The 23,331-nt window shown below is 71.6% G+C and carries 21 protein-coding genes and 1 pseudogene; 12 read left to right on the top strand and 10 right to left on the bottom strand.

The annotated features are described in order from the left end of the window. Positions 1 to 43 precede the first annotated feature (43 nt). Entirely contained in the window at positions 44 to 904 is an 861-nt protein-coding gene (locus tag ABZ434_RS30235) for a 3-hydroxybutyryl-CoA dehydrogenase (protein WP_359143205.1), read from the bottom strand. Between the two features lie 278 nt (positions 905 to 1,182). Between ABZ434_RS30235 and ABZ434_RS30230 the strand changes: the two genes are divergently transcribed. After that, a complete protein-coding gene (locus tag ABZ434_RS30230) occupies positions 1,183 to 2,460 on the top strand; it encodes a family 10 glycosylhydrolase (RefSeq protein WP_359143203.1) in 1,278 nt (425 codons plus the stop codon). 131 nt (positions 2,461 to 2,591) lie between these two features. On the opposite strand, the gene ABZ434_RS30225 is transcribed toward ABZ434_RS30230, so the two are convergent. Both ABZ434_RS30225 and ABZ434_RS30220 read right to left on the bottom strand, forming a co-directional pair. Further along, on the bottom strand, positions 2,592 to 2,795 hold the full coding sequence (locus ABZ434_RS30225) for a DUF1918 domain-containing protein (protein ID WP_359143201.1): 204 nt from the start codon (positions 2,793 to 2,795) through the stop codon (positions 2,592 to 2,594). Between the two features lie 41 nt (positions 2,796 to 2,836). Then, a complete protein-coding gene (locus ABZ434_RS30220; RefSeq protein WP_359143199.1) occupies positions 2,837 to 3,799 on the bottom strand; it encodes a DMT family transporter in 963 nt (320 codons plus the stop codon). Between ABZ434_RS30220 and ABZ434_RS30215 the strand changes: the two genes are divergently transcribed. The 4 genes from ABZ434_RS30215 (at position 3,798) to ABZ434_RS30200 (ending at position 7,604) form a co-directional block, all read left to right on the top strand. Next, on the top strand, positions 3,798 to 5,267 hold the full coding sequence (locus ABZ434_RS30215; RefSeq protein WP_359143197.1) for a PLP-dependent aminotransferase family protein: 1,470 nt from the start codon (positions 3,798 to 3,800) through the stop codon (positions 5,265 to 5,267). The two genes, ABZ434_RS30220 and ABZ434_RS30215, sit on opposite strands and share 2 nt — an antisense overlap. Beyond that, a complete protein-coding gene (locus ABZ434_RS30210; protein WP_359143195.1) occupies positions 5,264 to 5,695 on the top strand; it encodes a GNAT family N-acetyltransferase in 432 nt (143 codons plus the stop codon). The genes ABZ434_RS30215 and ABZ434_RS30210 overlap by 4 nt, the downstream gene beginning before the upstream one ends. Before the next feature lie 60 nt (positions 5,696 to 5,755). Then, positions 5,756 to 6,331, top strand: a complete 576-nt coding sequence (locus ABZ434_RS30205) for a histidine phosphatase family protein (protein WP_359143193.1) — start codon at positions 5,756 to 5,758, stop codon at positions 6,329 to 6,331. A gap of 97 nt (positions 6,332 to 6,428) precedes the next feature. Then, the gene (locus tag ABZ434_RS30200) at positions 6,429 to 7,604 is read left to right on the top strand and encodes a serine hydrolase domain-containing protein (protein WP_359143191.1); all 1,176 of its coding nucleotides are present in this window, start codon (positions 6,429 to 6,431) and stop codon (positions 7,602 to 7,604) included. A 30-nt stretch (positions 7,605 to 7,634) separates the two neighbouring features. Here the strand turns inward: ABZ434_RS30200 and ABZ434_RS30195 are convergent, their stop codons facing one another. From ABZ434_RS30195 to ABZ434_RS30175, 5 genes and pseudogenes are all read right to left on the bottom strand, one after another. Then, positions 7,635 to 9,878 (bottom strand): MMPL family transporter, encoded by a 2,244-nt coding sequence (locus ABZ434_RS30195; RefSeq protein WP_359143189.1) that lies wholly within the window; start codon positions 9,876 to 9,878, stop codon positions 7,635 to 7,637. Positions 9,879 to 10,076: 198 nt separating this feature from the next. Beyond that, the gene (locus tag ABZ434_RS30190) at positions 10,077 to 10,820 is read right to left on the bottom strand and encodes a Clp protease N-terminal domain-containing protein (RefSeq protein WP_359143187.1); all 744 of its coding nucleotides are present in this window, start codon (positions 10,818 to 10,820) and stop codon (positions 10,077 to 10,079) included. 200 nt (positions 10,821 to 11,020) lie between these two features. After that, positions 11,021 to 11,518 carry a peptidylprolyl isomerase gene (locus ABZ434_RS30185; protein ID WP_330826058.1) on the bottom strand — a complete coding sequence of 166 codons (498 nt, stop codon included), beginning with the start codon at positions 11,516 to 11,518 and terminating at the stop codon, positions 11,021 to 11,023. A gap of 139 nt (positions 11,519 to 11,657) precedes the next feature. Then, a pseudogene (locus tag ABZ434_RS30180) lies at positions 11,658 to 12,168 on the bottom strand (DinB family protein). A 69-nt stretch (positions 12,169 to 12,237) separates the two neighbouring features. Next, positions 12,238 to 13,038 (bottom strand): LysR substrate-binding domain-containing protein, encoded by an 801-nt coding sequence (locus tag ABZ434_RS30175; RefSeq protein ID WP_359143185.1) that lies wholly within the window; start codon positions 13,036 to 13,038, stop codon positions 12,238 to 12,240. A 58-nt stretch (positions 13,039 to 13,096) separates the two neighbouring features. Here ABZ434_RS30175 and ABZ434_RS30170 point away from each other — a divergent pair, with 58 nt between their 5' ends. From ABZ434_RS30170 to rox, 3 genes are all read left to right on the top strand, one after another. Next, positions 13,097 to 13,486, top strand: a complete 390-nt coding sequence (locus tag ABZ434_RS30170) for a DUF5997 family protein (protein ID WP_359143183.1) — start codon at positions 13,097 to 13,099, stop codon at positions 13,484 to 13,486. Between the two features lie 284 nt (positions 13,487 to 13,770). Next, complete coding sequence (locus tag ABZ434_RS30165) at positions 13,771 to 15,417, top strand: TlrC/CarA/OleB/SrmB family ABC-F type ribosomal protection protein (protein ID WP_359143181.1); 1,647 nt, start codon at positions 13,771 to 13,773, stop codon at positions 15,415 to 15,417. 191 nt (positions 15,418 to 15,608) lie between these two features. Next, positions 15,609 to 17,066, top strand: a complete 1,458-nt coding sequence (gene rox / locus ABZ434_RS30160) for a rifampin monooxygenase (protein WP_359143179.1) — start codon at positions 15,609 to 15,611, stop codon at positions 17,064 to 17,066. A 90-nt stretch (positions 17,067 to 17,156) separates the two neighbouring features. On the opposite strand, the gene ABZ434_RS30155 is transcribed toward rox, so the two are convergent. Together ABZ434_RS30155 and ABZ434_RS30150 are read right to left on the bottom strand one after the other, a co-directional pair. Beyond that, complete coding sequence (locus ABZ434_RS30155; protein WP_359143177.1) at positions 17,157 to 17,888, bottom strand: alpha/beta fold hydrolase; 732 nt, start codon at positions 17,886 to 17,888, stop codon at positions 17,157 to 17,159. 234 nt (positions 17,889 to 18,122) lie between these two features. Then, positions 18,123 to 18,782 carry a TMEM175 family protein gene (locus tag ABZ434_RS30150; RefSeq protein ID WP_359143175.1) on the bottom strand — a complete coding sequence of 220 codons (660 nt, stop codon included), beginning with the start codon at positions 18,780 to 18,782 and terminating at the stop codon, positions 18,123 to 18,125. A 256-nt stretch (positions 18,783 to 19,038) separates the two neighbouring features. Between ABZ434_RS30150 and argC the strand changes: the two genes are divergently transcribed. Genes argC through ABZ434_RS30130 form a run of 4 tightly spaced genes read left to right on the top strand, consistent with a single transcriptional unit; the run spans position 19,039 to position 23,325 of the window. Next, on the top strand, positions 19,039 to 20,067 hold the full coding sequence (gene argC, locus ABZ434_RS30145; protein WP_359143174.1) for an N-acetyl-gamma-glutamyl-phosphate reductase: 1,029 nt from the start codon (positions 19,039 to 19,041) through the stop codon (positions 20,065 to 20,067). Continuing rightward, complete coding sequence (argJ, locus tag ABZ434_RS30140; protein ID WP_359143172.1) at positions 20,064 to 21,218, top strand: bifunctional glutamate N-acetyltransferase/amino-acid acetyltransferase ArgJ; 1,155 nt, start codon at positions 20,064 to 20,066, stop codon at positions 21,216 to 21,218. Before argC ends, argJ begins: the two co-directional genes overlap by 4 nt. Next, a complete protein-coding gene (gene argB / locus ABZ434_RS30135; protein ID WP_359143170.1) occupies positions 21,215 to 22,117 on the top strand; it encodes an acetylglutamate kinase in 903 nt (300 codons plus the stop codon). The genes argJ and argB overlap by 4 nt, the downstream gene beginning before the upstream one ends. Next, a complete protein-coding gene (locus ABZ434_RS30130; protein WP_359143168.1) occupies positions 22,114 to 23,325 on the top strand; it encodes an acetylornithine transaminase in 1,212 nt (403 codons plus the stop codon). Before argB ends, ABZ434_RS30130 begins: the two co-directional genes overlap by 4 nt. The last annotated feature ends 6 nt before the right edge of the window (positions 23,326 to 23,331 follow it).

The following is a 23,331-nucleotide window of genomic DNA, read 5'->3' as shown; positions in this document are numbered from 1 at the left end:
CGTGCGAGGGGCCCGCGGCCCCTCGCACGTGCGGGTGTGTGGATCAGCCGTACGGGTAGAACCCCGACCCCGTCTTGCGCCCGAGCCGGCCCGCGTCCACCATGCGCTGGAGCAGCGGGGGAGCGGCGTACAGCGGCTCCTTGTACTCGGCGTACATCGAGTCGGCGACCGAGGCCACCGTGTCGAGACCGATCAGGTCAGCGAGCTTGAGCGGCCCCATCGGGTGGGCGCAGCCCATCTCCATGCCGTTGTCGATGTCCTCGCGGCTGGCGATGCCCGACTCGAACATCCGGATCGCGGAGAGCAGGTACGGGATCAGCAGTGCGTTGACGACGAAGCCGGAACGGTCCTGGGCGCGGATCGGGTGCTTGTCCAGTATGTCCTGCACCATGGCTTCGGCACGCTTGACCGTCTCGTCCGACGTGGTCAGTGCGGGGATCAGCTCGACGAGCTTCTGCACCGGCGCCGGGTTGAAGAAGTGGATGCCGATGACCTGGTCCGGGCGGGAGGTCGCGACCGCCAGCTTCACCAGCGGGATCGAGGAGGTGTTGGAGGCGAGGATCGCGTCCGGCCGGGTCACCACCTGGTCCAGGACCTGGAAGATCTCGGTCTTGACCTGCTCGTTCTCCACGACCGCCTCGATGACGAGATCGCGGTCGGCGAACTCGCCGAGGTCGGTGGTGAAGCTGAGGCGGCCGAGGGTCTCGTCGCGCTCCTCCTCGGTGATCTTGCCGCGCTCGGCGGCCTTCGAGAGGGAGTTGTGGAGCCGGGTGCGGCCGATCTCCAGCGCCTCGCCGGTGGTCTCGGCCACCTTGACGTCGAGGCCGCTGCGGGCGCACACCTCCGCGATGCCTGCGCCCATCTGGCCACAGCCCACCACTCCGACGCGTGCAATGTCGGCCATAGAGTCCGTCACCTCGTGCCTTTCGCTGTTCTCCGTTCGGCGGCTTCCGTCTGATTCCGGGCTCCACCACGACCCCACGACGTTACTCCGCGCCCCGGGACGACCGGCAGATGGGGGGCGGCGTCGCGAGGACGGCACCACCGCCGCCCGCGTTCCTTCGTCCACCCCCATTTGCCGGGCGGCCCTTCCCACGGATCGCGGGCCGGGGCGGGCATGCTCGGTGTCACGCCCGGAATCCCGGGGCTGCGGGCACGAGCGGAAACGGCAGGTACGGCGAAATGCGGCAGATCGACCGACGGAAGTTCGTGACGGGGGCGGCCGGGACGGTCGCAGGGGCGATGGGTTCGGCCGTCGTGGCGGGTGATGCCGCCGCGGCCGGGCGGGGAGTCGGCCGTCCGGGCCGGCCGGGCGGACCCCGCGATGTGCTCCGGCGAGAGCTCCGGGGCATGTGGGTGGCCACGGTGCAGAACATCGACTGGCCCTCCGAGCCGGGCCTGCCGGCCGCGAAGCAGCGGGCCGGGCTGATCGCGTACCTCGACGAGGCCGTCGCCCGGCGGCTGAACGCGGTGATCCTCCAGGTCCGCCCCAGTGCGGACGCGTTGTGGCCGTCACCGTACGAGCCGTGGGCCCAGTGCCTGACCGGCGTCCAGGGCAAGGACCCGGGCTGGGACCCGCTGGGCACGGCCGTCAAGGAGGCACACAGCCGAGGCCTGGAACTGCACGCCTGGTTCAACCCGTTCCGGGTCGCCAACCACACCGACCCCTCCCGGCTGTCCGCCCGTCATCCCGCGCGACTGCACCCCGGGTGGGTCCTGCCGTACGGCGGGAAGCTCTACTACAACCCGGGCCTGCCCGAGGTCCGCGCGTTCGTCCAGGACGCGATGCTCGACGCGGTCCGCCGTTACGACATCGACGCCGTTCACTGGGACGACTACTTCTACCCGTACCCGGTGGCGGGACAGACGTTCGCCGACGGTGCCGCGTACGCGAAGTACGGAGCGGGCTTCCCGGACCGCGCCGCCTGGCGCCGCTCCAACACCGACGAGCTGGTGCGGAAGATGTCCGAGCGGATCAAGGCGCTCAAGCCTGCTGTCCGGTTCGGCATCAGCCCGTTCGGCGTGTGGCGCAACGCCTCCACCGACCCGCTCGGCTCCCGTACCGAGGCCGGTGTGCAGACGTACGACGACCTGTACGCCGACACCCGCGGCTGGATCAAGAAGGGCTGGATCGATCACGTGGTCCCCCAGGTGTACTGGAACATCGGGTTCGCCCCCGCCGACTACGCGGCCCTGGTGCCCTGGTGGGCCGACGTGGTCCGGGGCACAGGCGTGGACCTCTTCATCGGCGAGGCCCTCTACAAGTGCGGCGACCCCGCCCAGCCGGCAGCCTGGCAGGATCCCGCGGAGCTCTCGCGGCACGTCGACTTCGCCGCCGGACACGACCAGGTCCGCGGCCACGTCTACTTCTCGGGGAAGAGCGTGGTCACGGACCGGATCGGTGCGATGGACCGGGTGGTGGCCGACCACTACCGGTCGCGGGCGCGCCCGCCCCGCTGACCGGCGGGATGCCCAGCGGGGTTTCGGGTTCGGATCAGGAGGTCACCGCTGAGCAGCACCCGCGACCCCGCGACAACGCCGCAGGGGATCATGCCGGTCCCGCGGGCCCGGCATGATCCGGACGAGAGGCCTCAGGCTCCCGGGTCCCGGCCTGCGGTGTGCTGGACGATGCTGTCGGGGCCGGGTGCGATCAGGTGTTCGTGTCCGTCCTCGAAGCGGACGCGGTACGGGGGAGTGCCCCCGTCCCCGAGCACTTCGACGATCTCGGCGACCCGGTCGTGCTGCCCCACGGTCCTGCCGTGCGTCAGCAGCCGGTCGCCCGTGTGTGCCTCCATCGGGAGTGACCTCCTCACGGGTGGCGTTCCTGTCGACAAGTCTATGACCGGCCGGCTCCGGCGCGCTGGGTGACGGCGATGCAGACGAGGACGGCGACCGCCGCCACCGGGGCCGCCGGAGTGACCTCCTCGCCGAGCAGCAGGAACGACCAGACAAGGGTCAGCAGGGGCTGCGCGAGCTGGAGCTGGCTGGCCCTCGCCACACCGATCTCGGCCATGCCGCGGTACCAGACGTACAGGCCGAAGAAGGTGGAGGCCACGGAGACCCAGACCAGTCCGATCACGCCGTGCGCGGTCAGCCGCACCGGCTCGTACGGCAACGCGACCGCGGCGCCCGCCAGGGCGAGGGGCGCGGTGAGGATCAGGGCCCAGCCGGTCACCTGCCAGCCCGGCATCACCTTCGCCAGCCTGCCGCCCTCGGTGTACCCGGCCGCGCAGACCAGCAGCGCGCAGAACAGGTAGAGATCCCCGGACGACAGACCGCCGCCGCTCTGCACCACGGTGAAGGTGATCACCACGGCCGCCCCGGCGAGTGCCGCGGCCCAGAACGCGCGGGGAGGACGCGAGCCGGTGCGGAGCGAGGCGAAGACCGCCGTAGTCAGCGGGAGGAGGCCGACCACCACCGCCGCGTGCGACGTCGTCGACGTCTGCAGAGCCAGCGTCGTCAGCAGCGGGAAGCCCACCACCACCCCGCCCGCCACCACGGCGAGCCCTGCCCAGTGCCGCCGCTCGGGCACCCGCACGCGGGCCGCGAGCAGTACGGCCCCCGCGATCGCGGCGGCCAGCAGGCTCCGCAGGGCGACGAGCGACCAGGGACCGAAGCTCTCCAGGCCCCAGGCGGTGGAGGGGAAGGTCAGCGAGAAGGAGACCACTCCGAGCAGGGCGAGCAGCGTGCCGCTGCGGGCTGTCGGGAGGGTGCCGGGTACCGGGGCTGTCGCGGGGCCGTTCGCCGTCCGGCCGACCGCTATCGTGGACCTGGCAGTAGCGCTATCCTTGGCTCTCATGCAAGAGCGTAGCAGTGTCGCCGAGTTGGCCCAAGTGCTCCGGGGTGAGCTGAACCGCTACTCACCCGGGGAGAAGCTGCCCTCCAGCCGCTCCCTGGTCGAACGGTTCAGAGCCAGCCCCGTGACGATCTCGCGGGTTGTCGCGCAGCTGGCCGCGGAGGGCCTCGTCGTCACCCGCCCCGGAGCCGGTGCGTTCCGGGCGCACCCCCGTTCCGACGCACGGCCTCCCGCCGACACCTCGTGGCAGGAGGTGTCGCTCAACGGTGACGGCGGCCCCGAAGTGGTGCCCCGTACCGTCGACGCGTCCGGACTGCTCGTCACCCTGACGCCCCCGCCCACCGGGGTCGTCGAGTTCAACGGCGGCTATCTGCACAGCTCGCTCCAGCCGGAGAGGGCCATGGCGGCAGCCCTGGCCCGGGCAGGCCGCCGGCCGGGAGCGTGGAGCCGCCCGCCCACCGACGGGCTCACCGAACTGCGGGCCTGGTTCGCCCGGGAGATCGGCCCCGCTCTCACCGCGGCCGATGTGCTGATCACGGCGGGTGGCCAGAGCTCCCTGGCCACCGCTCTGCGCGCCCTCGCCCAGCCGGGGGCGCCCGTCCTGGTCGAGTCCCCCACCTACCCCGGCCTGCTGGCTGCCGCACGGGCCGCCGGTCTGCGGCCCGTGCCCGTGCCCGTGGACACCGACGGTGTGCGGCCCGAACTGCTGGCCGCGGCCTTCCGGGCCACCGGCGCCCGCGTGCTGGTGTGCCAGCCCCTCTTCCAGAATCCGACGGGCGCGGTCCTCGCCGACGGACGGCGGGCCGAGGTCGTCCGGATCGCCAGGGAGGCGGGAGCGTTCGTCGTCGAGGACGACTTCGCCCGCAACCTCGTCCACGACGACGCCGGCCCGCTTCCCGCGTCGCTGGCCGCCGACGACCCCGACGGAGTCGTCGTCCATGTCTGTTCGCTGACCAAGGCCACTTCCCCCAGCTTCCGCGTGGGCGCGCTCGCAGCCCGGGGGCCGGTGCTGGAACGGCTGCGGGCCATCCAGGTCGTCGACAGCCTCTTCGTCTCCCGGCCGCTCCAGGAGGCCGCGCTGGAACTCGTGGGCTCTCCCGACTGGGGGCGCCATCTGCGCTCCGTCTCGGCGGAGCTGCGCATCCGCCGCACCGCCATGATCACCGAGCTGCGCCGGCGACTGCCCGGCCTCGCGCTGCCGCACGTTCCCGCCGGTGGTGGCAGCCTCTGGTTGCGCCTGCCCGATTCCGGCGCCGGTGCGGACGAGTCGGCCATGGTCGCCGCGGCCCTGCGTGCCGGTGTCGCCATCGCGCCGGGGCGGCCCTACTTCTGCGCCGAACCCCCGGCTCCCCAGGTCAGACTGAGCTTCGTCGCGGTCGCGGGCCTCGCCGAGATCGCCGAAGGGGTGCGGCGGCTGCGCACCGCCTGGGAAGGGGTGTTCGACACCTCGGCCGATAGGGTCCGGCCATGACCGAAACGCCTCAGGAACGTTACGAGATCTCGTCCGACCCCGCCCGTCTGGACGCCGCCCGTATCCATACCTGGCTGTCCGAGGACGCCTACTGGGCCAAGGGGCGTACCCGCGAGCACCAGGACCGGGCCATCGCCGGGTCGCTCAACTTCGGTGCCTACGACCTCGCCACCGGTGAACAGGCCGGATACGCCCGCGTGGTGACCGATCTCGCGACATTCGCCTGGCTCTGCGACGTGTACGTCGAACCCGCCGCCCGCGGGCAGGGCCTGGGCGGAAGGCTCGTCGCGGCGGCGCGGGACCACCTCGCCCCGACCGGCGTCCGCAGGTTCCTGCTCGCCACGGCCGATGCCCACGGGGTGTACGAGAAGGCCGGTTTCCGGCCGCTCGACAACCCGGACCAGTGGATGCGCCTGCGCTTCGGCTGACCGGAACCGCCTGCGGCGGGACTCTTGACCTGTGCGGCGATCGGCTCCACGATCACGCCCATGAGTGTTCGAGTCTCGCTCGTCGCCGCGGCCCGCAGTTCCTCGCTGCTCGGTGAGCGCTTCGACGACGACCGGCCGCTCGACCAGGCCGGCTGGCACGAGGTGCAGTTCGCCGCCCCCGCCCTGGTGCCTCTGGGCGCGGCAGAACTGCGCTACTGCTCGCCGACCCCCCGCAGCCGCGCCACCGGAGAGGCGTTGGGCTTCGCGCCGCTGGTCCAGCCCGCCCTCCGGGACTGCGACATGGGGCGTTGGCGGGGCTGCACGCTGTCGGACGTCGCCGCGCGCGAACCGGCCGCCGTGGACGCCTGGCTGGCCGACCCGCGCTCGGCCCCGCACGGCGGCGAGCCCCTGCTCGCGTTCATCTCCCGGATCGGCAGCTGGCTGGACACCCGCCCCGCCTGCGACGGTTCCATCGTCGCCGTCGCCGAACCGGCCGTCGTCCGGGCCGCCCTCGTCTACGCGCTGAAGGCCCCGCCGTCGACGTACTGGAACATCGACGTCCGCCCGCTCTCCACCATCACGCTCACCGGTCTGCCGCGCCGCTGGAGCCTCCGTCTGGAAACCGGGGCCCGCTGACCGAGGTGCCCCCGAAGGCCGAAGGTTCGGTGCGCGCCACGCCTTCCCGCCAGTCCGACCAGTCGGTATGTTGGCGGGGACCTGAGTCCGACCGGGCATGTACCAGGCGAGGGAGGCCACCGTGCCGCAGATCCACGGACACTGCGACGATCGTTTCGCCGCCGTGCGCAGCGCGTTCGAGGCGAATTTTCGCGAGCGGGACGAACTGGGCGCGGCCGTCACGGTCCTGGTCGACGGCCACCCCGTCGCGGACCTCTGGGGCGGCTGGGCGGACGGCGCACGCACCCGTGCCTGGGAACAGGACACCCTGGTCAACGCCTGGTCCACCACCAAGGGGCCGATCGCGCTCTGTGCGCACATCCTCGTCGACCGCGGCCTGCTCGACCTCGACGCCCCCGTTGCCACGTACTGGCCGGAATTCGCCGCGGCGGGCAAAGAGGCCGTTCTCGTACGGCATCTGCTCTCCCATCGCGCCGGCCTCGCGGGCCTGCGCGAGCCGCACTCCCTGGCGGAGCTCTACGACTGGGAGCTGACCACCGCCCGGCTCGCGGCCACCGCACCCTGGTGGGAGCCCGGGAGCCGGTCCGGCTACCACGCCCTGACGTACGGCTTCCTGGTCGGTGAGGTGATCCGGCGGATCAGCGGCCTCATGCCGGGGGAGTTCCTGCGGAAGGAGGTGACGGGCCCGCTCGGCATCGACTTCAGCATCGGTCTCCCGGCGAAGGAGGCGGCGCGTGCCGCCGAGCTCGTCGTCCCGAAGACGGACCGGGCCCAGCAGGCTGCGCTCTTCGCGCAGCTGGAGCCGGTCGCCGTGGCCTCGCTGCTCAATCCGCCCACGGGGGCGGCCGCCGCCAACACCCCCGCGTGGCGGGAGGCCGAGATCCCCGCTGCCAACGGTCACGGCACGGCCCGCGCGGTCGCGGCGTTGTACGGCATCCTCGCGGGGCGCGGCAGTTCCGGCGGGCTGCGGATCCTCTCCGAGGAGGCCGCCGAGCGCGTCCGTGAGGGCCAGGGCAGCTGCCGCGACCTGGTGCTGGGGGCGGGCTTCGCCCATGAGACGGAGATCGGGCTCGGTCTGTGGCTGAGCGGTTGCGACGCCAGTTACGGCCCCAACCCACGGGCCTTCGGCCACGACGGCGCCGGCGGTTCCTGCGGCCTCGCCGACCCGGAGAACGGGATCGCGCTGGGCTACGTCATGAACCGGATGGGCCCGCACATCGCGAACGACCCGCGCAAGAGAGCGCTGGTGGAGGCGGTGTACGCGTCGCTGTGACCGGACCCCGGCGTGCGGTGACGGGAAGGGTCACGGGGCAGGCAGCGGCGGGACGGACTCGCCCTCGGTGTCGATACGGGGGAGCACCCGGTCCAGCCATCGGGGCATCCACCAGGCGCTCCGTCCCAGCAGCGTCATCACCGCCGGAACGAGCAGCAGCCGGACGATCGTCGCGTCGACGAGCACACTGACCGCCAGTCCGAGCCCCAGCATCTTGACCACGATGTTGTCACTGATGATGAAGGCGGCGAACACGCTGACCATGATGAGCGCGGCGCAGGTGATCACCCGTGCGGTGATCTCCAGCCCGTGCGCCACCGCGCCCTTGCTGTCCCGGGTCCGCAGCCAGGCCTCGTGCACCCGGGAGATCAGGAACACCTCGTAGTCCATGCTCAGGCCGAAGACGATGGCGAACATCATCATCGGTACGTAGCTCTCGATGGGCACGGTTCCGGAGACGCCCAGGGACGGACCGCCCCAGCCCCACTGGAAGACCGCCACCACCACCCCGTACGAAGCGGCGATGGAGAGCAGGTTGAGAACGGCGGCCTTGACGGCGATGAGCACGCCCCGGAACACGATCAGGATGATGACGAAGGCGAGCCCGACCACGACGGCGATGATCAGGGGGAGCCGGCTGGCGATGATGTCCAGGAAGTCCTCCTGGGCCGCGGTCGTCCCGGTCACATAGGCGGAGGCGTCGGTGCCCGCGATCCCCTGCGGCAGGACGTCGTCCTTGAGGTGCTTGAAGAGGGTGGTCGTGCCCGCGTCCTGGGGGGCCTCCTTCGACAGGGCCGTGCCGACGAGGAGCTCTCCGTCGTCCGTCGGCTGCAGCGGACTGATGCTGGCCGCGCCGGGCACGTCCGTGAGCGCCTTCTGGAGACTGCTCGCCAGTGCCGAGCGGTCCGCCCCCGGTACCGACTGCTGATCGACGACCAGTGTGAACGGGCCGTTCGCGCCCGGCCCGAAGCCCGTGGAGATCAGGTCGAACGCGCGCCGGTCGGTGAAGCTCGTGGGATCGGCCCCGTCGTCGATGTGACCGAGACGGATGGAGAACAGCGGGATCGCGAGGACCCCCACCACGACCAGTCCGGCGAGCAGGAACCACCAGGGCCGCCGCTCCACCCGCTGCGCGTAGCGGTGCCAGCCGCCCTCCGCCGCGGCGCCGGGCCCGGCCCCGCCCTCGGCGACCGGCGGACGTACCCGGTAGCGGTCGATGCGCCGGCCGATGAGGCCGAGCAGGGCCGGGACCAGGGTGATCGCACCGATGACGGCGGTGATCACGGTGATGGCGGCCGCGGCCCCCAGCTTGCCGATGAAGCTCACCCGGGAGACGTACAGACCGGCCAGCGCGACGATGACGGTGCAGCCGGAGACCAGGACGGCGCGTCCGCTGGTGGCGACGGCCCGGCCTGCGGCCCGGACCGGATCGGCGCCGTCCATGACGAGCTGACGGTGACGGGTGATCAGGAAGAGGGCGTAGTCGATTCCGACGCCCAGCCCGATCATCGTGGCGAGCGTCGGCGACACGCTCGCGAACGTGGTGGCCGCGGCCACCAGCGACAGAACGCTCAGCCCGACGATCACGCTGATCAACGCGGTGATCAGGGGTACACCGGCGGCGATGACGCTGCCGAAACCGATGAGCAGCACGACCACCGCCACTGCGAATCCGACGGCCTCGCTGGTGAGGTCCTTGGTCTCGGGCCTGGCGAGTTCTCCCAGCGGCCCGCCGTACTCGACCTCCACGCCGGCGGAGCGCAGCGGTTTCACGGCCGTGTCGACCTGATCGAGATAGGCGTCGTCCAACGAGGTCGGATTCACGTCGAACCGCACCGTGATGTACGCGGTCATGCCGTCCTTGGACAGCGAGGTGGACGGTGACGAGGGTGAGGAGGGCAGCGGGTTCTGGGCGGACAGCACGTGCGGCAGCTTCTGGAGGTTGCCCACCACCTGGTCGACCTGGCTCTGTACGTCGGTCAGGGGCTTCTGCGCATCGTGCAGAACCACCTGCGCCCCGGTGCCGCCCGCTGCCGGGTCGTGCGCCTTCAGGAGTTCGGCGCCGGTGTTGGACTGGGTGCCGGGCAGGTTGAAGTCGTCGGAGTACGTCCCTCCGAACGCGCTCTGCAGGGCGTGCAGCCCGCCGATGGCCACCACCCACAGCACGATCACGACGACGAAGTGGCGTGCGCACCATTCTCCCAGCCGCAGCAGCCACCCCCGGCCGGAACGGTCCACGGGCGCGTACGTGCTGCTGCCGCTGGGCGGGACCATGTGCTCTCCCGGAGAAGGGGACCTGCCGTGGGTCGGGCGTTCCGCGCCCCTCGGGTCCACTTCGAGAAGGTAGAGGCCGGTGCGCGGCCCGTGGGCTGCGACACGTCCGAAGACCTGCCCGTTCCGCCGCACGGCCGGTAGCCACCGCACCGAGCCCGGCGAGCCCCTGCCGTGGCCCCGCCCCGCGAGCCGCCCCGGTCAGTCCTTCTGCTGCTTGCCGGTGATGAGCGTGAGCGCCTCGGTGATGGCCGTCTCCGCAGCGGCCTTGTCGAGCCCGAGGCCGGTCAGCAGCCCCGCACCGTCCTCGTGCTCCAGCAGGGCCAGGAGGATGTGCTCCGTGCCGATGTAGTTGTGCCCCATCCGCAGAGCCTCCCGGAACGTGAGCTCCAGGGCCTTGCGCGCGTCGGCGTTGTACGGGATCAGCTCGGGCAGCCGGCCCTCCGTGGCTGCCGGGAGCGCCTGCTCGGCGGCCTGGCGCACGGTGTCCAGGGCGACACCCTGCGCCTTGATGAACGCCCCCGCGAGGGCCTCCGGCTCGATGAGCAGCCCCAGCACGATGTGCTCGGTGCCGATCTCGGCGTTGCCCGCGGCACGGGCCTCGTTCTGCGCGGCCATGACGACGTTCCTCGCGCGCGGGGTGAAGCGGCTGAAGCCCTGGCTGGGGTCGAGCTCGGAGAGCTCACCGGGGTCCTTCGCCACGAACCGCTTCTGGGCGGCCTGCCGGGTCACGCCCATGCTCTTGCCGATCTCCGTCCAGGAGGCGCCGGAACGCCGGGCCTGGTCCACGAAGTGGCCGATCAGGTGGTCGGCGACGTCACCGAGGTGATCCGCCGCGATGACGGCGTCCTGAAGCTGGTCGAGAGCGTCGGGGTGCACCTTCTTGATGGCGGCGATGAGGTCGTCGAGACGGACGGGCTGATTCATGCCTACGGGATTCGTCATGTGTCAACGGTAGGTTGACAGTCGCTCGCTGTCAACCTTCGGTTGACACGTGTGCCCGGTACACGGGCCCCGGGTACGGCGACGGCCGGGAACGGGCGTCGGCCCAGGGAACGGAAGTGGGTCCGGAACGACGGAACGCGCCGGCCGACGGTGTTCGTCGGCCGGCGCGTTCCGGTGTGTGTTCCGCGAGCGGACCGGGGTCAGAGCGTCCCGGAGTCGGCGATGGTGACCTTCGCCTTGGTGCGGCCGCTCTGCGAACCGAGACCCTCGATCTTCGTGACCAGGTCCATGCTCTGCTGGTCGGCGACCTCGCCGAAGACCACGTGCTTGCCGTCCAGCCAGGAGGTCACGATGGTCGTGATGAAGAACTGCGAGCCGTTGGAGTTCGGGCCGCTGTTCGCCATGGAGAGGAGGCCGGGCTTGGTGTGCGCCAGCTTGAAGTTCTCGTCGTCGAACTTGGCGCCGTAGATGCTCTTGCCGCCCGTGCCGTCACCGCGGGTGAAGTCGCCGCCCTGCAGCATGAACGCGGGGATGACGCGGTGGAAGGACGAACCCTTGTAGCCGTAGCCCTGCTCGCCGGTGGCCAGCTGGCGGAAGTTCTCCGCGGTCTTGGGAACGACGTCGTCGTACAGATTGAAGACGATGCGCCCGGCGGGCTCGTCGTTGATGGTGATGTCGAAGTAAACCTTGCTCGTCATGGAACCATCCTGACATCTGCCCGCCCGGCCCCGACGGGCGGGCGCGTCCAAACACCGCTGACGGGTGACCGGCCAGGGGCGTGTGGTGGACACTCCGCCGGGGCCGCCGGGGCCGCCGGCCCCGTCGCGCCCGGCACCGTCACACCCCCGTCGTGCCGTCGATCCGCTCCCGCAGAAGGTCGGCGTGGCCGCTGTGGCGGGCGTACTCGCCGATCATGTGCGTGTGGATCCACCGCAGGTTCACCTCGCCACCCATGAAGGGCGCGGTGTCGTCGAGCGACCGCGCGGCGCAGTTGGCGCGGGCCGCGGCGATCTCCTCCTGCCAGCGCGCGCAGGTCTCCGCGAACGTCGCACCGCCGGAGAGCTCGAACCCTCCGTCGTGGCCGTCGGGGCTCGGCGCGCCGTACGCGGGCGGGACGTCCTCGCCGGTCAGCACCCGGCGAAACCAGTTCCGCTCCACCTCCGTGAGGTGTTGCACCAGGCCCATCAGGGTCAGCGTCGAGGGCGCCACGGAGGCGTCACGGGCCTGCTCGTCGGTGAGTCCTTCACATTTCACCGCCACCGTGGCCCGGTAGAAGTCGAGCCAGGCGGCCAGGCCGGTGCGTTCATCAGGTGTTCAGGGGCGGCATGGGACGTTCGGTGGTCGTCATGATCACCGATGCTGCCAGGAGGGTCTGACATCGAGCCCCCGCGCCCCGCGCCCCTCGCCGGGCGTCGTGCTAGGGACGCCGACGCGGCTTGCCGCGCTTGGCGCCGGCGGCACCCTTGGCACCGCGGGCGCCGCCCTTCGTGCCTCCGGAACCGCCTCGCGGGTTCTTCCCCGCCGAGGCGCCCGCGGCGGGCTTGCGTCGCGGATTGCCGCTCTCGGCGCGCTTCGGCTTCGACTTCGACTGCTCCGCAGGTGCACTACTGCGGCCCCGGGAGCTGTTCACGGTCCGCCCGCGGACGATCCCGATGAAGTCCTCCACCAGGTCGGTGGTTCTCTCCTCGGGCCAGGACAAGGCGATCCGCGACTCCGGCGCGTCCGACAGCGGGCGGTAGGTGAGGTCCTTGCGGTGGTGCAGACGGGCGAGGGACTGCGGGACGACGAGGACACCCACCCCGGCGGCCACCAGCTCGACGGCGTCCGCCGTCGTGGCCGGGCGCTCGATCGCGGGCCGGCCGGGGAGCTCCTGCCAGCCGAGGGTGTCGTCGAGCGGATGCAGCACGATGTCGTCGGCCAGCTCCGCGAGGGAGACCTCCTCGACCGCTGCCGCCACATGGTCCTTGGGGATCACGACGACGGTCTGCTCGGTGTAGAGCGGGATCGCGCTGAGGTCCGGCCCGTCGACCGGCAGCCGGACGAACCCCGCGTCGGCGTCGCCGGCGCGCAGCAGGGCCGTCGCCTCGGCGGCGGGCACCGCGACGAGGGTCAGGGGGATGCCCGGCAGGCGCTCGTTCCAGATCCGCACCCATTTGGTGGGCGTCACTCCGGGGACGTACGCGAGCCGGAATGAAGGGGATGCTTCCGAGCCTGTCACTCCGCCAGGTTACCGGTCGTGGTCGGAGGGGGCGCACGCGCTCGATACTCTTGACCCCATGACGTCGCACCAGACCGCCCAGACCATGAAGCCCGCGACCGCGGCGAAGAAACTGGGTGTGTACCTCGAGGCCACACCCACCGAGTTCCAGGAGGGTGTCGTCTCGCGCGCCGAGCTGGCGGCCCTCCAGGCCGATCCGCCCGAGTGGCTGCAGGAACTGCGACGCAGCGGTCCGCACCCGAGGCCGGTGGTCGCGTCCAAGCTGGGCGTCTCCATCTCCGGCCTCGCCCGCGGAGGCGTCACGGACGCCCTCACCACGGAGCAGATCGACGCGCTGAAGCAGGACAACCCCGAGTGGCTGCAGAAGGAGCGGGCCACGCAGGCGGACGTCCGGAAGGAAACCGTACGCATCAAGGAGCGGAACGCGGAGCGCAAGAACGCTTCCTGAGGGCTGTCCCGACCCGAAGACCGCCGTGTGGGTGGTCTCCGTCCCACGGCGGCCGCCGCGTGGGACAGAGGCCACCCATGCGCATGTCCGCGCGGGGAGACCGGGGCGGGAGGCGGTTGCCCCGTAAAAGCGGGTGACGGCCGGCCGGGCCCTCCGTACCTTGGTCCCCATGGGAACGCTGTGATCGCCCCGCCCACGACCGCGTAGAGCTCAGCTCCGCCGTCGTGGCGCCGATTCGTCCTCGAATCCGTTCTGTCGGCACGGCCGGGAACAGGGGCTTCTTCATGCACCCAGCACACTCAGCACAACTCTCTCTGCACGGCGTCACCAAGCGTTACGGCGAGCGCACCGTGCTTCAACAGATCTCGTTCAGTGTCGCGCCCGGTGAGAAGGCCGGCGTCGTCGGCGACAACGGGGCGGGCAAGTCCACGCTGCTCCGTCTCCTCGCGGGTCAGGAGCGGCCCGACGCGGGCGAGGTGTCCGTCGTCTCACCCGGCGGGACGGGGTATCTCGCCCAGGCCCTCGCGCTGACCCCGCAGGACACGGTCCAGGACGCCGTCGACCTGGCACTCGGGGAGCTGCGTGCCCTCGAGGCACAGCTGCGCCGGGCGGAGTCCGCGCTGGCCGGAGTGCCGCCCGGGCAGGAACTCGAGCGGGCCCTCGCCGCGTACGCCCGCCTGACCGAGCAGTACGAAGCACGCGACGGCTACGGAGCCGACACCCGGGTGGACGGCGCGATGCACGGCCTCGGGCTGCCGTGGCTGTCCCGGGACCGGCCGCTGGGGACGCTCTCCGGCGGTGAGCGCTCGCGACTGGCGCTGGCCGCGACGCTCGCGTCCCGCCCGGAACTGCTGCTGCTGGACGAGCCGACCAACGACCTGGACGACCGGGCGGTCGGCTGGCTGGAGGACCATCTGCGGGCCCACCGCGGAACGGTCGTCGCGGTCACCCACGACCGGGTGTTCCTGGAGCGGATCACCGCCACGGTCCTGGAGGTCGAAGGCGGGCGCGTCTCCCGTCACGGAAACGGCTACGCCGGATATCTCATCGCCAAGGCCACCGAACGCAGGCGGCGCCAGGAGCGGTACGACGAATGGCGGGCGGAACTCGACCGCAGCCGCCGGCTCACCGAGTCCAACGTCGCCCGCCTCGACGCCATCCCGCGCAAGATGCCGAAGGCCGTCTTCGGGTCCGGGGCGTTCCGTGCGCGGGGGCGCGCCCACGGCGCGATGAGCCGTATCCGCAACGCGAAGGAGCGGGTCGAGCGGCTCACCGCGAACCCGGTGACTCCGCCGCCGGACCCGCTGTCCTTCGCGGCCCGCATCGCCACCGCGGCCGGCCCCGGCGGGACACCGGCCGCGGCCCTGGACGACGTGGTGGTCGAGGGCCGGCTGAAGGTGCCGCACCTGCGCATCGCCCCGGCCGGTCGGTTGCTGGTCACCGGCCCCAACGGGGCCGGCAAGAGCACCCTCCTGCGCCTCCTGGCCGGTGAACTCCGGCCGGACGCGGGGGCGGTGGGCGTCACCGGGAAGGTGGGACACCTGCGACAGGAGGAGACGCCGTGGCCGCCGGGCCTGAGCGTGCTGGCGGCGTTCGCCCAGGGCCGCCCGGGTGACCGGGACGAGCACGCCGACCGGCTGCTGTCGCTCGGCCTGTTCGAGCCGGACGCCCTGCGGCAGCGCGTCGGGGACCTTTCGTACGGTCAGCGGCGCCGCGTCGAACTCGCCCGGCTGGTCAGCGAGCCGGTCGACCTGCTTCTGCTGGACGAGCCGACCAACCACCTCTCGCCCGGGCTCGTGGAGGAACTGGAGGCGGCGCTGACCGGTTACGACGGTGCGCTGGTGCTGGTCACCCACGACCGCCGGATGCGGGCGCGGTTCGAAGGCAGCCGACTGGAGCTGAGGGAGGGCGTCGTCACCGGCGCCCACTGAGCACGGACCTGCCGACCGTCTCGGCGCGGGCGGCGGCCTACGGGAGAGAAAAACAAAAGGCAAGGAGTGTGAAACGACTCCTTGCCACTCTCAAGATATAGCGCACCGGGGGCCTTGCGGCAAGGCCCCCGGTGCGCCGCAGAATGACCGGCCACGGCCAGAACCTGCTGATCTCCTGAATGGGTGTTCCGATGATTGACGTAATCGTGGTCGGCGGCGGACCGACCGGTCTGATGCTCGCCGCCGAACTGCGGCTGCACGACGTGCACGTGGTCGTACTGGAGAAGCTGACCGGACCGACGGGGGAGTCCCGCGGCCAGGGTCTGCACGCCCGCAGCGTCGAGGTGATGGACCAGCGCGGCCTCCTGGACCGGTTCCTGGCGGTGAGTGAGAAGTTCCAGGTCGGCGGTCTCTTCGGCGGCATCGCCACGGCGTGGCCGGACGGCCTGGACACGGCGCACCCGTTCGGTGTCGCCACTCCGCAGCCGGTCACCGAGCGGCTCCTCGAGGAGCGGGCGGCCGAACTCGGTGCCGAGATCCGGCGCGGCTGCGAAGCGGTCGCGCTGAGCCAGTCCGGAGAGGGGGACGAGGCCGGTGTGACCGTCGAGCTGGCGGACGGCACGCGGTTGCGCTCGCGCTACCTCGTCGGGTGCGACGGCGGCCGCAGCGCGGTGCGCAAGCTGGCCGGCATCGGATTCCCCGGCGAGGCGGCCACGGTCGAGACGCTGCTGGGGGAAATGGAGGTGACCGAGGATCCGGAGAAGATCGCCGCCGTTGTCGCGGAGGTCCGCAAGACACAGCTGCGGTTCGGTGTCGGTCCCGCGGTCGACGGTGTGTGCCGGGTGGTGGTGCCTGCCGACGGGGTCTCCGAGGACCGTACGACCCCGCCGACCCTCGAGGACTTCAAGCAGCGGCTGCGGGCCGTCGCCGGCACCGACTTCGGTGTGCACTCGCCGCGCTGGATGTCCCGTTTCGGTGACGCCACCCGCCAGGCCGAGCGCTACCGTGTGGGGCGGGTGCTGCTGGCCGGAGACGCGGCGCACATCCATCCGCCGACGGGTGGGCAGGGCCTCAACCTCGGCGTCCAGGACGCGTTCAACCTCGGCTGGAAGCTGGCCGCCGCGGTCCGTGGCTGGGCACCGGAGGGTCTGCTGGACAGCTATCACGCCGAGCGCCACCCGGTGGGCTCCGCCGTGCTCGACAACACCCGCGCGCAGATCACACTGCTGGGGACCGACCCGGGTGCGACGGCGCTGCGGGCGCTGTTCACGAAGCTGCTGGGGTTCGAGGAGGTGAACCGGTACGTGACCGGAATGATCACCGCGGTCGACATCCGCTACGACTTCGGCGAGGGCCACGCACTGCTGGGCCGCCGGATGCGGGACGTGCAGCTGGGGGACGGGCGACGCCTCTACTCGCTGATGCACGAGGGGCGCGGGCTGCTCCTCGACCGGACGGGCCGGCTCTCGGTGACGGGATGGGCGGACCGGGTCGACCACGTCGTCGACGTCGACGGGGGAGCCGCGGGGGAGGATGCGGACGTGGCCGCGGTCCTGCTGCGTCCGGACGGTCACGTGGCGTGGGCCGGCGAGGACCAGCAGGAACTGCTCGACCGGCTGCCCCGGTGGTTCGGCGCCGCCGCCCACTGAGGCCGACCGGCCGTGCGCGACCGGCCGGCGTCTCGTCCCCGGTCGCCGGACGAGGGCGGGGACGGGACGTGTCCGGTCGGTGCGGCGGGGTCAGGAGGCGACGAAGCGCGCGATCTGGCCCAGCACGACCGTGTCCGCCAGGTACCCGATGTGGGTCTGGCAGAGCACGTTGTTGTTCGTCGCGCCGCTCAGCCTGGTGCTGGTGTACGGGAGGATGACGCCGTCGCACGCCGAGTACCAGGTGGCGTACCTGGTGTCGCCCGGCGTCTCGTCCCCGGAGGAGATCTGGGAGATGAACGACGAGCCCGGGTACATCTGCTGACAGGTCGTGTAGATCAGGCAGGCACTGGCGAAGGTCGTTCCGTGGTTGGCGCCCGCGATGGAGGCCAGGTGGCTGACGCTCGTGTTGCCGCCCAGCACCTTCAGGTAGTACTGGCTGACGAGGCCGCCCATCGAGTGGTTGACGATCGCGACCTTGCTCGCACCGGTCTGCGACTTCACGTTGTTGACGAAGGCGGCCAGGCCCTGGGCGTTGGTGACGTTGTTGCCGTACGAGTTGTACTCGTAGGCGAACAGCTTGGAACCGGACCAGCCGTTCAGCTGGAAGACGCTCTTGGCGGTCACCCAGTTGGAGGCGTTGCCGGTGTACCCGTGGACGAAGACGACCGGGGTGCTGGTCGACAGGGGCGTCACGGCCGCGGCGGACTTCGCGGCGGGCGCACGGTCGGCGGCGCCGGCCGTCGACGTCGAGCCGAACAGGGTGAACGCGACCGTGACGGCCGCGAGAACGCCGAGAAGGCGGCGGGGTGAACGACGACGCATGGGAGCACTCCTGACAGGGGTGTGGGGATGCGGATGCCTGCTCGGATCAGGGTCGGGGCGCGCGGGGGCGGGCGGCATCGGTGATTTCACCGGTGTTCGCGGGCGGCCCGCCGGACGCGCCCGGCGGGCCGCCCGTCCCGGAGGGACAAGGGGAACGCCCCTGCTCGGACGCCCCGGGCGCACCGACGCGCGCGCAGCCCCGGCCGAACGACGCGAGGTCCCTGGACCGGCGGGTCAGGTCCGGTAGCGAGCCGAGGTGAACAGGCGCAGGAGGTACTTGAGGGGAAGCACCGCGAGCCAGGTCCACAGCGCCGCCGGGGGTGACACCGCGTACGCCACGGCCACGGACGCGGCGGCGACCGGGACGATGGAGGCCAGATCGATGGCACCGTCCCAGGTGGCGCGCTCGCTCAGAGGGACCGCCGTCCGGTGCGGGCGGCCCCGCGCGAGGAGGAACAGCGTCAGGTGCAGCAGGGCGATCCCGCCGATGGTCACCGCGTACACGGCTACCGCTGCCGGGTAGCTTCCGCCGTACTCCGAGAGCACCGACGTCGGGAAGGGCAGCAGCGCCACCAGCCCCAGCCCCGCCAGGGCGACCCGGACCATCAGGGTGCTGCACCGGCCGACCTGGTGCAGGATCGACCGCTGGTCACGCCAGAAGCCGGCCAGTACGGCAAAACTGAGCGCGTACGCGCCCAGGCTCGGCCACACCCCGGCCAGGGCGGCCTCGAAACCCGCTTCGTCCAGCGCCGGAGGGATGGTGATGTCGAGCACGAGCAGCGTCATCGCGATCGCGTAGACCCCGTCCGACAACGCCACGAGCCGCTCCGGGCTCCCCGCCCCCTCAGCGGCCCCACCGGGCTCGGCCGGCACGTCCCCGCTCACCTTGGCCATGCCGCCCACCCTGACCGACGTCCTGCGCCCGCCCCGCGGGCCACGCCTCCGGATCACCCGCACCCCCCGGCCCCTGGTCCGAACGGCCCAGAGACGCGGGGCGTGTGCTGTCATACCTCCGGAGCGACAGGAGGCCGGCAGGACGTCGAGGGGCACCTGGAACGCGGGGCCCCTGCGGACTCCGCCGGATGATCGCAATTCTTTGCATAAAAGTGCAGAGATGCGTATAGTCATGCCATCGACGAGGAGGGTTCCGATGGTGGTACGTGCAGCGGTGGCAGGGGCGAGCGGATACGCCGGCGGGGAACTGCTCCGCCTTCTGCTGGTCCACCCCGAGGTCGAGATCGGGGCCCTCACAGCGAACTCCAACGCGGGTCAGCCGCTCGGCGCCCTGCAGCCGCACCTGCGGCCGCTGGCCGGCCGGGTGCTCCAGCCGACGACCCCCGAGGTGCTGGCCGGGCACGACGTGGTCTTCCTCGCCCTGCCCCACGGGCAGTCCGCCGCCGTCGCCGAGCAGCTCGGTGACGAGGTGCTCGTGGTCGACATGGGGGCCGACTTCCGGCTCGAGGACGCCGCGGACTGGGAGAAGTTCTACGGTTCGCCGCATGCCGGGACCTGGCCCTACGGTCTGCCCGAGCTGCCCGGCGGGCGCGCCGCGCTCGCGGGGAGCAAGCGCATCGCGGTGCCCGGCTGCTACCCCACCGCCGTGTCGCTCGCGCTCTTCCCGGCGTACGCGGCCCAGCTCGCCGAGCCCGAGGCCGTGATCGTCGCCGCCTCCGGGACCTCGGGCGCGGGCAAGGCGGCCAAGCCGCATCTGCTCGGATCCGAGGTGATGGGCAACATGTCGCCGTACGGAGTCGGCGGTGTCCACCGGCACACGCCGGAGATGATCCAGAACCTCAGTGCCGCCGCCGGTGAACCGGTCACCGTGTCCTTCACCCCGACCCTCGCCCCGATGCCCCGCGGCATCCTCGCCACGTGCAGCGCGAAGGCGAAGCCGGGCGTGAGCGCGGAGTCGCTGCGCGCCGCGTACGAGAAGGCCTACGCCGACGAGCCGTTCGTCGATCTGCTCCCCGAGGGCCAGTGGCCCGCGACCGCCGCCGTGTACGGCTCCAACGCCGTGCAGATCCAGGTCGCGTACGACGAGGCCGCCGGCCGGATCATCGTGATCAGCGCCATCGACAACCTTGCCAAGGGCACCGCGGGCGGCGCCCTGCAGAGCATGAACATCGCCCTCGGACTCCCCGAGGACACCGGACTTTCCACGATCGGAGTGGCACCGTGAGCGTCACGGCAGCACAGGGGTTCTCCGCGGCGGGCATCGCCGCGGGAATCAAGGAGAGCGGCAACCCGGACCTGGCCCTCGTGGTCAACAACGGTCCGCGTCGCGCCGCCGCGGGCGTCTTCACCTCCAACCGTGTCAAGGCTGCTCCCGTCCTCTGGTCGGAGCAGGTGCTCAAGGGCGGCGAGGTCACCGCCGTCGTCCTCAACTCCGGTGGCGCCAACGCCTGCACGGGACCGCAGGGCTTCCAGGACACCCACGCCACCGCCGAGAAGGCGGCGGAGGTCCTCGAAGGCCACAGCGCGGGTGAGATCGCCGTCGCCTCGACCGGTCTCATCGGCCTGCTGCTGCCCATGGACAAGCTGCTGCCCGGCATCGAGAAGGCCGCGGCGGCCCTCAGCGAGCACGGCGGCGAGAAGGCCGCCATCGCCATCAAGACCACCGACACCGTCCACAAGACGGCCGTCGCGGGCGGCGAGGGCTGGACCGTAGGCGGCATGGCCAAGGGCGCGGGCATGCTCGCTCCCGGCCTGGCCACGATGCTCGTCGTCCTCACCACCGACGCCGACGTCGCCGCCCCCGCGCTCGACGCCGCGCTGCGCGACGCCACCCGGACCACCTTCGACCGGGTCGACTCCGACGGCTGCATGTCCACCAACGACACCGTGCTGCTGCTCGCCTCCGGTGCCAGCGCGATCACCCCGGAGCAGAAGGAGTTCGCCGAGGCCGTACGGACCGTCTGCGACGATCTCGCCCGGCAGCTGATCGGCGATGCCGAGGGTGCCTCCAAGGACATCCGGATCGAGGTCGTGAACGCCGCGACCGAGGACGACGCCGTCGAGGTGGGCCGCTCCATCGCCCGCAACAACCTCCTCAAGTGCGCCATCCACGGCGAGGACCCGAACTGGGGCCGGGTGCTGTCCGCCATCGGCACCACCAAGGCGGCCTTCGAGCCGGACCAGCTGAACGTCGCCATCAACGGCGTCTGGGTCTGCAAGAACGGCGGCGTCGGCGAGGACCGCGATCTCGTCGACATGCGCTACCGGGAGGTCAAGATCACCGCCGACCTCGCCGCAGGCACCGAGTCGGCCGTCATCTGGGCCAACGACCTCACGGCGGACTACGTCCACGAGAACAGCGCGTACAGCTCATGACCGCCGCGCGGAAGCACACCGCACTCCCGAAGGCGCAGATCCTCATCGAGGCGCTGCCCTGGCTGACCCGGCACAACGGCAAGACCGTCGTCATCAAGTTCGGCGGCAACGCCATGATCGACGAGGAACTGAAGGCGGCCTTCGCCCAGGACGTCGTCTTCCTGCGGCACGCCGGCCTCAAGCCCGTCGTCGTGCACGGCGGCGGCCCGCAGATCAGCGCCCAGCTCGACAAACAGGGCCTCGTCAGCGAGTTCAAGGCCGGACTGCGCGTCACCACGCCCGAGGCGATGGACGTCGTGCGGATGGTGCTCGCCGGACAGGTCCAGCGCGAGCTCGTGGGCCTGCTCAACCAGCACGGGCCGCTCGCCGTGGGCATGACCGGTGAGGACGCCCACACGATCACCGCCATCCAGCACCGCCCCGTGATCGACGGCGAGGCCGTCGACATCGGCCGGGTCGGCGAGATCACCGCGATCGACACCGGGGCCATCCAGGCGCTGCTGGACGACGGCCGCATCCCGGTCATCTCCTCCATCGCCCGCTCGGCGGAGGACAACCACGTCTACAACGTCAACGCCGACACGGCTGCCGCCGCGCTCGCTGCCGCGCTGAACGCCGAGACGCTGATGGTGCTCACCGACGTCGAGGGCCTGTACGAGGACTGGCCCAACAGCGACGACGTGATCAGCCGCCTCACCGCCACCGAGCTGGAGAAGCTCCTGCCGGAACTCTCCAGCGGCATGGTGCCCAAGATGCAGGGCTGCCTGCACGCCGTGCGCAACGGCGTGGAGACCGCCCGGGTCATCGACGGCCGGGTCCAGCACTCGATCCTGCTGGAGATCTTCACCGACGAAGGAATCGGCACGATGGTCGTGCCCGACGCACAGGGGGAAGCATGACCAACGCCGGGCTCACGCAGCGGTGGAAGTCCGCTCTGATGGACAACTACGGCACCCCGCAGCTGTCCCTCGTCCGTGGCGAGGGCGCCCATGTGTGGGACGCCGACGGCAACGAGTACCTCGACTTCGTGGGCGGCATCGCGGTGAACGCGCTGGGCCACGCCCACCCCGCGGTCGTCGAGGCGGTCTCCAGCCAGATCGCGTCTCTCGGCCACGTCTCCAACCTCTTCATCGCCGAGCCGCCCGTCGCGCTCGCCGAACGGCTGCTCCAGCACTTCGGCCGTACCGGAAAGGTCTACTTCTGCAACTCGGGCGCCGAAGCGAACGAGGCCGCCTTCAAGATCGGCCGGCTGACCGGGCGCACCCACATGGTCGCCACCGACGGCGGCTTCCACGGCCGGACCATGGGCGCACTCGCGCTCACGGGCCAGCCCAAGAAGCGCGCGGCCTTCGTCCCGCTGCCCGGTGACGTCACGCATGTTCCCTACGGGGACGTCGAGGCGCTGCGGACGGCGGTGACCACCGACACCGCGCTGCTGATCATCGAGCCCATCCAGGGCGAGAACGGTGTCGTCGTCCCGCCCAAGGGCTACCTGGAGGCGGCCCGGGAGATCACCCGGGCCACCGGCACACTCCTCGTCCTCGACGAGGTGCAGACCGGCATCGGGCGGTGCGGCACCTGGTTCGAGCACCAGGCCCACCAGGGCGTGGAGCCCGATCTGGTCACTCTCGCCAAGGGACTCGGCGGCGGACTGCCGATCGGTGCCACGGTGGCGTTCGGCGAGGCCGCCGACCTGCTCGCGCCCGGCGGGCACGGCACGACGTTCGGTGGCAACCCGGTCGCCTGCGCCGCAGGTCTCGCGGTGCTGGACACCTTGGCCGCCGACGGGGTGCTGGACAACGTGAAGCGGCTCGGCGAACGGATCCGCGACGGCGTGGAGGGCCTGGGGCACCCCTTGGTCTCCCACGTCCGCGGCTCCGGCCTGCTGCTGGGTATCGTGCTCACCGAGCCCCTCGCACCCCAGGTGCAGCAGGCGGCTCAGGGAGCCGGGCTCCTGGTGAACGCGCCCGCCCCCGATGTCGTACGGCTGATGCCGCCGCTGATCATCGGTGAGGCGGAGGTGGACGCGTTCCTCCAGGCGCTGCCCGGTGCCCTCGACGCGGCATACGGGGACGGACGATCCGGGGCGGGACACACCGGAGAATGAGGCGAC

Origin of the sequence: Streptomyces sp. NPDC005761, assembly GCF_040630635.1 — a bacterium.
Taxonomy (GTDB): Bacteria; Actinomycetota; Actinomycetes; order Streptomycetales; family Streptomycetaceae; genus Streptomyces.
This window is presented reverse-complemented; position numbering and strand designations above follow the sequence as displayed.